The organism is Actinomadura rugatobispora, assembly GCF_042656285.1.
Classification (GTDB): Bacteria; Actinomycetota; Actinomycetes; order Streptosporangiales; family Streptosporangiaceae; genus Spirillospora; species Spirillospora rugatobispora.
In genome coordinates this window covers 1-11,617 of the sequence record NZ_JBHSON010000178.1, presented here as the reverse complement: position 1 = coordinate 11,617, position 11,617 = coordinate 1, and the positions used below count along the sequence as shown (strand labels likewise).

The 11,617-nt window shown below is 74.7% G+C and carries 2 protein-coding genes; both read right to left on the bottom strand.

Annotated features, from left to right (window positions below):
- Positions 1-2,516 (bottom strand): type I polyketide synthase (locus tag ACFPZN_RS54815; RefSeq protein ID WP_378293142.1); only part of this gene is annotated, 2,516 nt, incomplete at its 3' end.
- 7 nt (positions 2,517-2,523) lie between these two features.
- The gene (locus ACFPZN_RS54810; RefSeq protein WP_378293140.1) at positions 2,524-11,601 is read right to left on the bottom strand and encodes an SDR family NAD(P)-dependent oxidoreductase; all 9,078 of its coding nucleotides are present in this window, start codon (positions 11,599-11,601) and stop codon (positions 2,524-2,526) included.
- Positions 11,602-11,617 lie beyond the last annotated feature (16 nt).

The following is an 11,617-nucleotide window of genomic DNA, read 5'->3' as shown; positions in this document are numbered from 1 at the left end:
GACACCTCAGGCTGGTCCTTGCGCGACACGGGGATGAACTCACCCGCCCCCGTCGCCGACAGCACCGCCGACGGCCCCACCTCCACGAAGTGGGCCACGCCCTCGGCCTCCAGCGCACGAACCGCGTCACAGAACCGGACGGTCTCGCGGACGTGCCGGACCCAGTACTCGGGGGTCGTCACCTCGTCGGACTCGACCAGCCGGCCCGTCAGATTCGACACCAACCCCAGACGCGGAGCGTGGGACTGCACGGAAGCCAGCTCCTTGGCGAAGTCCTCCAGCATCGAATCCATATGCGCGGAATGGAACGCATGCGACACCCGCAACCGCGTCGCCTTCACCCCTTGCGACTTCAACGCCTCGGCCACCGGGGCTACGGCGTCCTGGTCACCCGAAATCACGACCGACGTCGGGCCGTTGACCGCAGCGATCTCCACACCGTTCTCCAGGAGGGGTGTGACGTCCTCCTCGGCGGCGGCCACGGCGACCATCGCACCGCCCTCAGGAAGCGCCTGCATCAACCGGCCACGCGCCGCCACCACCTTGCACGCGTCCTCAAGAGACCACACCCCGGCCACATGCGCGGCCACCAACTCACCGATCGAATGACCACCGACGAAGTCGGGCTGCACACCCCACGACTCGACCAAGCGGAACAGCGCCACCTCGAACGCGAACAGGCCCGCCTGCGTGAACACCGTCTGATCGATCAAGTCCGGCCGCTCCCACACGACCTCACGCAACGACTCATCGAGCAGGCCATCGAACCCGGCGCACACCTCGTCGAACACGCTCGCGAACACCGGGAACGACTCGTACAACTCCCGGCCCATCCCCGACCGCTGCGCGCCCTGACCCGAGAACAGCACGGCCGTCCGGCCGGGGCTCACCTGCCCCTGATCGAGCACTCCGGCACCGGAGGCCAACTCCTTGAGAGCGCGGGCGAAACCGTCCCGGTCCTCGGCCACCACGACCGCGCGGTGATCGAACTCGGCGCGCGTCGTGGCCAGGGAGAATCCCACGTCCAGCACGGACGGCCCGTGCGGGTCGTCCAGGAGCGTCGCGAGCCGGGACGCCTGCTCCCGCACCGCCGCCGGGCTCCGGGCGGAGATCACCCACGGGACCGGCACCGGTTCGGGACCTGACCGGGCCTGGGACGCTTCGGTCTCCTCGGCCGGCCGCTCGATGATCACGTGCGCGTTGGTCCCGCTGATGCCGAACGAGGACACCCCCGCACGCCGCGGACGATCCCCCGCCTCCCACGGCACCGCCTCGGTCACCAGCTCCACCGCGCCGGACGACCAGTCCACCTCCCCGGACGGGGCTTCCACGTGCAATGACTTGGGGACGATCCCGCGCCGCATCGCCAGCACCATCTTGATCACACCCGCCACACCCGCCGCCGCCTGGGCATGACCGATGTTCGACTTCACCGACCCCAGCAGCAACGGCCGGCCACCCGAGCGGTCGCGCCCGTACGTCGCCAGCAGCGCCTGCGCCTCGATCGGGTCGCCCAGACGCGTCCCCGTGCCATGGCCCTCCACCACATCGACCTGGTCCGCGGGCACACGGGCGTTGGCCAGCGCCTGGCGGATCACCCGTTGCTGGGAAGGACCGTTCGGGGCGGTCAGGCCGTTCGACGCGCCGTCCTGGTTGATGGCGCTGCCCCGCACGACGGCCAGCACACGATGGCCGTTGCGGCGGGCGTCCGACAAGCGCTCCAGCGCCAGCAGCCCCATGCCTTCCGCGAAGACGGTGCCGTCGGCGGAATCGGCGAAGGCCTTGCACCGGCCGTCCGGAGCCAGCCCGCGCTGCCGGGAGAACTCCACGAAGGTGCTCGGCGTGGCCATCACCGTCACGCCTCCGGCCAACGCCAGCGAGCACTCCTCGTGGCGCAGCGACTGGACCGCCAGGTGCAACGCGACCAGCGACGACGAGCAGGCCGTGTCCACCGTCACCGCGGGCCCCTCCAGGCCGAGGGTGTAGGCGACCCGCCCGGACACGATGCTTCCCGAGCCGTGGCTCCCGGGGTAGTCGTGGTACATCACTCCCGCGAACACGCCGGTCCGGCTGCCCCGCAGTCCGGTGGGGTCGAGCCCCGCGCTTTCGAACGCCTCCCAGGCGCCCTCGAGCAGGAGCCGCTGCTGCGGGTCGGTTCCCAGCGCGTCCCGGGGCGACATGCCGAAGAACGCGGGCTCGAACTCGCCCGCGTCGTGCAGGAAGCCGCCGTGCCGGGTGTAGCTGGTGCCGGGACGGCCGGGCTCGGGGTGGTAGAGGTCGTCGACCGGCCAGCCGCGGTCGTCCGGGAACTCGGTGATCCCTTCGGTTCCGGTCTCGACCAGCCGCCACAGCTCCTCCGGCGAGCCCACCCCGCCCGGGAACCGGCAGGACATGCCGATGATCGCCACCGGCTCGTGCGACACGGCGGCCAGCCTGCGGTTCTGCTCCCGCAGGCGCTCGTTCTCCTTGACGGAGACGCGCAGGGCCTCGACGACCTTTCCGTCCGGACTCGTCATGGCAGCGTCATCCCTCTCGTGTCGCGTCGTCGATGCCGTTCCCGCCCATCACCAGGCTGACCAGGCTGTCGGCGTCCATCGCGTCGATGGACTCGCCGTCGATCGGCTCGCCGCCGCCGTCCGGGCCGTGCCCGCCGTTCGCGCTCCCGCCCCGGTCGTGGATTCCGGCGAGTTCGAGGAGGCTGTCCAGCAGTCCTGCGTCGCGGAGCCGCGCCAGCGGGATGGCCTGGAGCATCGCCCGCACGTCCGCCGCGCGGGCGTCCTCGGCGCCGGGCTCGGCGGCGTCGAGTTCAACGGTGAGGGCCTGGGCCAGCGCCCGCGGGTTCGGATGGTCGAAGACGACGGTGACCGGCAGGCGGAGTCCCGCCGCCGCGTTGATCCGGTTGCGGAACTCCACGCCGCTGAGCGAGTCGAAGCCCAGTTCGCTGAAGGCCCGGTCGGGCTCGATGGCGTGGGTCTCCCCGTGGCCGAGGACCAGGGCGGCCGTGGAGCGCACCAGTTCCAGCAGTTCGGCCGCGCGCTCGTCGGCGAGGAGCCCGGCCAGGCGGCCCCGCAGCGCCGCACCGGCGTCGGCGCCGGCGGCGGTCCGCCGGGCCGTTCCCTGGACGAGTCCGCGGAGCAGCGGCGGCAGCTCGTCCCCGAGCGCGGCCAGCGTCCTACTGTTCAGGCCGACCGGCACCAGCGCCGGATCACCGGCTGCGGCGGCCGCGTCGAACAGCTCCAGGCCCTGTTCCACCGGGAGCGGCTCGATGCCCATGCGCTGGACGCGGCGCGCGTCGGCGCCGGTCAGGGCCGAGGCCATCCCGTCCCCGGCCCAGACCCCCCACGCCAGCGAAAGCCCGGGGAGTCCCTGCTCTCGGCGGAGTCGCGCCAGCGCGTCCAGGACGCTGTTGGCCGCGGCGTAGTTGCCCTGGCCGGGGGTGCCGAACACTCCGGCCGCCGAGGAGAACAGGACGAACGCCGACAGGCCGAGGTCTGCGGTCAGCTCGTGCAGGTTCAGCGCCGCGTCGACCTTGGGCCGCAGCACCGCGTCCAGGCGTTCCGGGGTGAGAGAGGGCAGCGTCCCGTCGTCCAGCACCCCCGCCACGTGCACGACCCCGCTCAGCGGATGCTCGGCGGGGATCCCCTCCAGCATCCGCCGCGCCGCGTCCCGGTCGGCGACGTCGCAGGCGGCGACGGTCACGGTCGCGCCGAGACCGGCGAGTTCGCCGACCAGTTCGGCGACGCCCGGGGTGCCGGCGCCGCGGCGACCGGCCAGCAGCAGGTGGCGGACGCCGTGCCGGACGACCAGATGCCGCGCGACCAGCCGGCCCAGCGTGCCGGTGCCGCCGGAGACGAGCACGGTCCCGTCCGGGTCCCAGCCCACCGCCGCCGCCGTCGTCGTACCGGGGTCTTCTTCCCGCAGGGGCTCGGCCCGGGTCAGGCGCGGCACGTACACCTGACCCGACCGGATGGCGACCTGCGGTTCTCCCGCCGCCAGGGCCAAGGGGACCGCGTGGTCCCCCGAGTCGGCGTCGACGTCCACGAGCACGATCCGTCCGGGGTTCTCCGACTGGGCGGACCGGACCAGTCCCCACACGGCCGCGCCGGGCAGGTCGGTGGCGGGCGCCTCGTCACCGGCGTCCACCGCGCCCTGGGTGACGACGACGAGCCTGTCCTCGTCCGACCGTTCGTCGGCCAGCCATTCCTGCAGGACGTCCAGGATCCGATGGGTCCCGGCGCGGACCGCGTCCGCGGTGGCCGCTCCGGGGCCGAAGCGCACGACGACCGGCTCTGCGCCCCCGGCCACGGCCGCCTTCCCGTCCGGGACGAGCTCCCAGACCACGCGGAACAGCGAGTCGGGCGCCCCGCCCGCCGCCGCCGGGGCGAGCCGGTCGAACGCGACGGGCCGCAGTATCAGTGCCGCCGCCGAGGCCACGGGAGCGCCCGCGGCGTCGGCGACCTCCACCGACACGGTGTCCTCCCCCTCAGGCCGGATCCGGACCCGCAGGTCGGTGGCACCGGTGGCATGCAGGTCAACCTCGGACCAGCTGAACGGCAGCAGCGTCCGCCCGCCGGAGGCATCGCCCGCCGCGATCACGTGCAGCGCGGCGTCCAGCACGGCCGGATGGATCCCGAACCGGTCGATCTCGGCATCGGCCCGCTCCGGGAGCTTCGTCTCGGCGAAGAGCTCGTCGCCGCGCCGCCACGCACGGTGCAGGGCGCGGAACTCCGGTCCGTAGTTCAGGCCCGCGTCCGCCAGCCGCTCGTAGAAGTCCTCCAGGACGAGCGGCTCGGCCCCGGGCGGCGGCCACTGGGTCAGATCCGCCGACGAGGTGCCGGCTCCGTCCCCCGGGGCGAGCAGCCCGGTCGCCAAGCGCGTCCAGGTGTCGTCGGACGTGTTCTCGGGACGGGCGTGCACGGCGAAGAACCGCGCACCGTCCTCCCCGGAGGCGGCCAGTGCGAGCTGGACGTTGACCCCACCGGACTCGGGCACTACCAGCGGCGCCTCGATCGTCAGCTCTTCCAGGCGGGCCAGGTCGACGCGGTGACCGGCGTGGAAGGCCATCTCCACGAACGCGGTCCCGGGCAGGAGCACGGTGTCGCCGACCATGTGGCCCGCCAGCCAGGGGTGCGTCTGCAACGACAGCCGCCCGGTGAACAGCAGCCCTTCCGAGTCCGCCAGTTCGACGGCGGCACCGAGCAGAGGATGCTCGGCCGGGGAGGCCCCGCCGGCCCCCAGATCCAGCCAGTAGCGCCGGCGCTGGAACGCGTAGGTCGGGAGGTCGACGCGCCGCGCGCCCGTACCGCCGAAGACGCCCTCCCAGTCGATCGGAACGCCGACGACCTGGGCGCGTCCGAGCGCCGTCATCAGGACGGGGGGCTCCTCGCGATCCCGGCGCTGCAGAGCGATCAGCGTGGCGGCGTCCTCTCGCACGCATGCCTCGGCCAGCCCGGTGAGCACGCCGGTCGGGCCGCATTCGAGGAAGGAGCGGACTCCCTGGGCTTCGAGCGTCCGGACACCCTCACAGAATCGGACGGTTCCGCGCACGTGCCGCACCCAGTACTCGGGGGTCGTGACCTCGGCGGGGTCGGCCAGGCGGCCGGTCAGGTTCGACACCAACCCGAGACGCGGGGCGTGGAACTCGACGGCGGCCAGTTCCTTGGCGAAGTCCTCCAGCATCGGATCCATCAACGGCGAATGGAACGCGTGCGAGACCCGCAGCCGCGTCGTCTTGCCCCCTCGCGCCTCCAGCTCCTTGGCCACCGATGCGACGGCGTCCTGGCCACCGGAGATCACCACCGAGGCCGGGCCGTTGACCGCCGCGATCTCCGCCCCGTCCTCCAGCAGGGCCGCGACGTCTTCCTCAGCGGCGGCGACGGCGATCATCGCCCCGCCCTCCGGGAGCGCCTGCATCAACCGGCCGCGCGCCGCCACCACCTTGCACGCGTCCTCCAGCGACCACACCCCCGCCACGTGCGCGGCCACCAGCTCACCGATCGAATGACCGCCCACGAAGTCCGGCCGCACACCCCATGACTCGACCAGGCGGAACAGCGCCACCTCGAACGCGAACAGGCCCGCCTGCGTGAACACCGTCTGGTCGATGAGATCCGGCCGCTCCCAGACGACCTCGCACAACGACTCGGGCACAAGGCCCTCGAACGCCGCGCACACCTCGTCGAAAGCCCGCGCGAACATCGGGAACGACTCGTACAGCTCCCGGCCCATGCCCACCCGCTGCGCACCCTGACCCGAGAACAAAACCGCGACCGAGCCGCGCGACACCGTCCCCGACACCACACCGGGATCCGGCGTCCCCTCCGCCAACGCCCTCAGGCCACGCGAGACCTCGTCACGGTCACCGCCCACCACGACAGCGCGATGGTCCATCACCGAACGGGTGCTCGCCAGCGAGAACCCGACATCGACGAGATCCAGCTCGGGACGCTCGTCCAGCCACGACGCCAGCCGGGACGCCTGCTCGCGCAGGGCCTCGGGGCTGCGCGCCGACACCGCCCACGGCAGCACCGGCACCACCGCGCCGGCGGGCTCCGCTCTCCCGGCGGGCTCTGCTTTCCCGGCGGGCTCCTCCTCCGGCACCTGCTCGACGATCACGTGCGCGTTGGTGCCGCTCACGCCGAACGAGGAGACCCCGGCCCGCCGCGGGCGATCGTCCACGTCCCACGGCACCGCCTCGGTCAGCAACTCCACCGCGCCGGACGACCAGTCCACTTCGCCCGAGGGCTGGTCCACGTGCAGCGACTTGGGGACCACCCCGTGCCGCATCGCCTGCACCATCTTGATCACGCCCGCGACACCCGCGGCCGCCTGGGCATGACCGATGTTCGACTTCACCGACCCCAGCAGCAACGGCCGATCGCCCGAGCGGTCGCGCCCGTAGGTCGCCAGCAGCGCCTGGGCCTCGATCGGGTCGCCCAGACGCGTCCCCGTGCCGTGCCCCTCCACGACGTCCACATCCGACGCGGACACACCGGCGTTCGCGAGCGCCTGACGGATCACCCGCTCCTGCGACGGACCGTTCGGCGCGGTCAGGCCGTTCGACGCGCCGTCCTGGTTGACGGCGCTGCCCCGCACGACCGCCAGCACGGGGTGGCCGTTGCGGCGGGCGTCCGAGAGCCGCTCCAGCACCAGCACGCCCGCGCCCTCGGCCCAGCCCGTCCCGTCGGCGGCGGCCGAGAACGCCTTGCACCGGCCGTCCGAAGCCAGCCCGCGCTGCCGGGAGAACTCCACGAACGTCTCGGGTGTGGCCATGACGGCCGCTCCGCCGGCGAGCGCGAGGGAGCATTCGCCCTGCCGCAGCGACTGCGCGGCCAGGTGCAACGCGACCAGCGACGACGAGCACGCCGTGTCCACGGTCACCGCCGGGCCCTGCAGCCCGAAGGTGTAGGCGATCCGGCCGGAGGCGATGGCGCCGGTGCTGCTGCTGCCGACGTAGTCGTGGTACATCAGGCCGGTGAACACCCCGGCGCCGGTCCCCCGCAGCGTCGCGGGGTCGATTCCGGCGCGTTCGAACGCCTCCCAGGTGATCTCCAGCAGCAGCCGCTGCTGCGGATCGATCAGGAGGGCCTCCTTCGGGCTGATGCCGAAGAACGCCGGGTCGAAGTCGGCGGCGTCGTGCAGGAATCCGCCCTCGCGCACGTAGCTCGTGCCCGTCCGGCGCCCGGTCGGGTCGTACAGCCGCTCGACGTCCCAGCCGCGGTCGGCGGGGAAGCCGGAGATCGCGTCCCGGCCCTGGTCGACCAGCCGCCACAGGTCCTCGGGCGAGCGCACCCCGCCGGGGTAGCGGCAGGCCATGCCGACGATGGCGATCGGCTCGTCGGTCGCGGCGGACGTGCGCGCGACCGGGGCGGGCGCGTCCGTGACGCCGGTCAGTTCCTCCTCCAGGAACACCGCCAGCGCGGCGGGGGTCGGGTGGTCGAAGACGAGTGTCGCGGGGAGCCGCAGTCCGAGCGCCTCCCCGAGCCCGTTGCGCAGGTCCACCGCTGTCAGCGAGTCGAAGCCGAGGTCCTGGAAGGCCATGGACGGGTCGACCTCGGCGGGAGAGCCGTAGCCGAGGACCGCCGCGACCTGCGCGGCCACGAGGTCGCGCAGCGCCTCGGTCCGCTCCTGCTCCGGCAGCGCGCGCAGCCTGTCGGCGGGACGCCCGGCCGCGTCGAGGCCGGACGCGGCCGCGGGGCGGGCGGGGCGCCACAGGCCGTGGAACACCGGCGGCAGGACCGGCAGCCTGCGGAGGGCCGCGGCGTCCAGCTTGACCGGCAGCGGCGCCGGTTCGTTCCCGGCGAGGGCGAGGTCGAGGTGGGCCAGTCCCTCGGCCTCGGACATCGGCAGGATTCCGGTGCGCGAGAGGCGGGAGCGGTCGGCCTGGTCGAGGCTTCCGGCCATTCCGGCGTCCTGCGCCCACAGCCCCCACGCCAGGGAGAGGGCGGGGAGGCCATGGGCGCGGCGGCGGGCGGCGAGGGCGTCGAGGAAGGCGTTGGCGGCGGCGTAGTTGCCCTGCCCGGCGCCGCCGAGCACTCCGGCGATGGACGAGAACAGCACGAACGCCGACAGGCCGAGGTCCTCGGTCAGCTCGTGCAGGTTCAGCGCGGCGTCGACCTTCGGCCGGAAGACCGTGTCCAGGCGCTCGTCGGTCAGCGCGGTGGCGACGCCGTCGTCCAGCACTCCGGCGACGTGCACGACGGCGGTCAGCGGGCGGTCGGCGGGGATTCCCGCGAGGACGGCCGCCAGGGCGTCGCGGTCGGAGGCGTCGCAGGCCACCAGGTCGGCCTCGGCGCCCAGGGCGTCCAGTTCCTCCAGCAGGCCGGCGGCACCCTCGGCGGCGGCGCCGGAGCGGCTGACGAGCAGCAGCCGGAGGACGCCGTGCCGGGCGGCCAGGTGCCGGGCGACGAGGCCGCCGAGGTATCCGGTGGCGCCGGTCACCAGCACCGTGCCGTCCGGGTCCAGCCCCGGGCCCGTGCCGGTCCCGATCCGGGCCCGGGCGAGGCGGGGGACCGACAGCTCGCCGCCGCGGACCGCGACCTGCGGCTCGCCGGAGGCGAGCACGGCGGGCAGCAGGGCGGCGATCTCGTCGGCCGTGGCGGCGTCGTCGGCGTCGACGAGCACGATCCGGCCGGGGTTCTCCGACTGCGCCGCCCGCACGAGCCCGCTCGCCGCCGCGGCCGCCGGGTCGAGGGCCGCGGCGTCCCCGCCGGGCGCCACCGCGTTCCGGGTGAGCACGACCAGCGTGGACGCGGCGGTGCGGTCGTCGCCGAGCCAGGACCGCAGGGCGGCCAGCGTGCGCGAGGTCGCGGTGCGGACGGCGTCCGCGCCGGTTCCGCCGGGGCATTCGGTCACCACCGCGGCGGGGATCGTGTCGCCGAGCCCTTCGAGGTGCCCGACGGAGAGCGGCCCGGCGGGTGCGGGGTGGAAGGGCTGCCAGGTCAGGCGGTAGAACGAGGTCGCGGCGCCGCCGTCCCGTACCGTCCGGTCCACGGGCATGGGCCGGGTCACCAGCGTCTCCACCAGGGCGACCGGCGCGCCGGAGCCGTCGGCGACGCGCATCGCCACCTCTCCGGTGCCGGGGTCGCGCACCAGGTGGACGCGGGCGGCCGTCGCGCCCGTGGTGTAGAGCGAGACGCCGGACCAGGAGAACGGCAGCCGGGCCGCTCCCGGCTCCTCGCCGTCACCGGCGAACCCGTACAGCCCGAGCACGTGCAGGCCCGCGTCCAGCAGGGCGGGGTGCAGCCCGAAGCGGGCCGCGTCGGCGGCCGCGGACTCCGGCAGGCTCACCTCCGCGAAGATCGAGTCGCCGTCCCGCCAGGCGGCCCGGAGCCCGGTGAACACCGGTCCGTAGTCCAGGCCCATGGCCGACAGCTCGTCGTAGACGCCGCCGACCTCGACGGGCTCGGCGGCGGCGGGGGGCCAGGCGCCCAGGTCGAAGCCGGGCGGCGAGGCCGCGGCGCCGAGCCGGCCGCCGGCGTGCCGGGTCCAGGCGGCATCGTGGCCGTCGTGGTCCGGGCGGTCGGGCCGGGAGTGCACCGACAGCGGCCGCCCGCCCCGCTCGTCCGGTTCGCCCACCGTCACCTGGACCACGACGCCGCCGCGGTCGGGCAGCGCCAGCGGCGTCTCCAGCGTGAGCTCGTCGATCCGCGGGCAGCCCGCCTGGTCGCCCGCGCGCACGGCCAGGTCCACGAACGCGGTGCCGGGGAGCACCACGGTGCCGCCCACCCGGTGCTCGGCCAGCCAGGGATGGGTCTCGACCGACAGCCGGCCGGTCAGCACCACGCCGTCGGAGCCCGCCAGGGACACCGCGGCGCCCAGCAGCGGATGCTCGGCCGCCGACAGTCCCGCCGCGCGGACGTCACCGCCGCCGGAGGACGTGTCCACCCAGTGGCGGCGGCGCTGGAAGGGGTAGGTCGGCAGGTCGGCGGGCCGGGCCGCGGTCCCGTCGTACAGTGCCTCCCAGTCCGGCGGGACGCCCCTGGTCCACAGCTCCGCCAGCGCGCGGACGGCCGACTCGGGCTCCGCGCGCTCCTTGCGCAGCAGCGGGACGAAGCCGGCGCCCTCGCCGGTGAGGCAGCCCCGTCCGGCGGCCGACAGCGCGGTGCCGGGGCCGGCCTCCACGAACGTCGTGACACCCGCGGCCTCCAGCGAGCGCACCGCGGCGAGGAACCGCACCGGGCGGCGCACCTGCTCCACCCAGTACGCGGGGTCGGCGATCTCGGCGCCGGCCGCCTCGCCGGTCACCGTCGACACCAGCGGAATGCGCGGCCGCTCCCAGGTCACCGACTCCACCACCGCGCGGAACTCCGCCAGCATCGGGTCCATGTGCGCCGAGTGGAAGGCGTGCGAGACCCGCAGCCGGGTCACCTTGCGGCCTTTGGCCTCCAGCGCGCCGGCCACCGCCAGCACGGCGTCCTCGTCACCGGACACCACCACCGACGCCGGGCCGTTCACCGCGGCGATCTCCGCGCCGCCGTCCAGGAGCGGCGCGACCTCCTCCTCGGCGGCGGCGACCGCGGCCATCGCGCCGCCGGGCGGCAGCTCCTGCATCAGCCGGCCGCGGGCCGCGACCACCCGGCAGGCGTCCGCCAGCGACAGCGCGCCCGCAACGTGCGCCGCCGCCAGTTCGCCGACCGAATGCCCGGCCAGGTGGTCGGGGACGACGCCCCACGACTCGATCAGCCGGAACAGCGCCACCTCGACCGCGAACAGCGCGCACTGGGCGTACCGCGTCTGGTCGAGGAGGTCCGGGCGGGACCACATGACCGCCCGCAGCGGCTCGGGCAGCGACGCGTCGAGTTCGGCGCACACCTCGTCCAGCGCCCGCGCGAACACGGGGAAGGCCGCGGCGAGGTCCCGGCCCATCCCGATCCGCTGCGAGCCCTGGCCCGGGAACACCACGGCGCACAGCCCGTCGCCGGGCGCGCCGCGCACGACCTCGGGCCCGCTCCGCCCCTCGGCCAGCAGGCCCAGTCCGGCCTCGGCGGCCGCGCGGTCGTCCGCCACCACCACGGCGCGCTCCTCGAACGGCGTCCGCTCCGTCGCCAGGGACATCCCGACGTCGACCGGGTCGGCTCCCGACCGCAGCACCGCCAGCACGCCGCCGGCCTGCGCG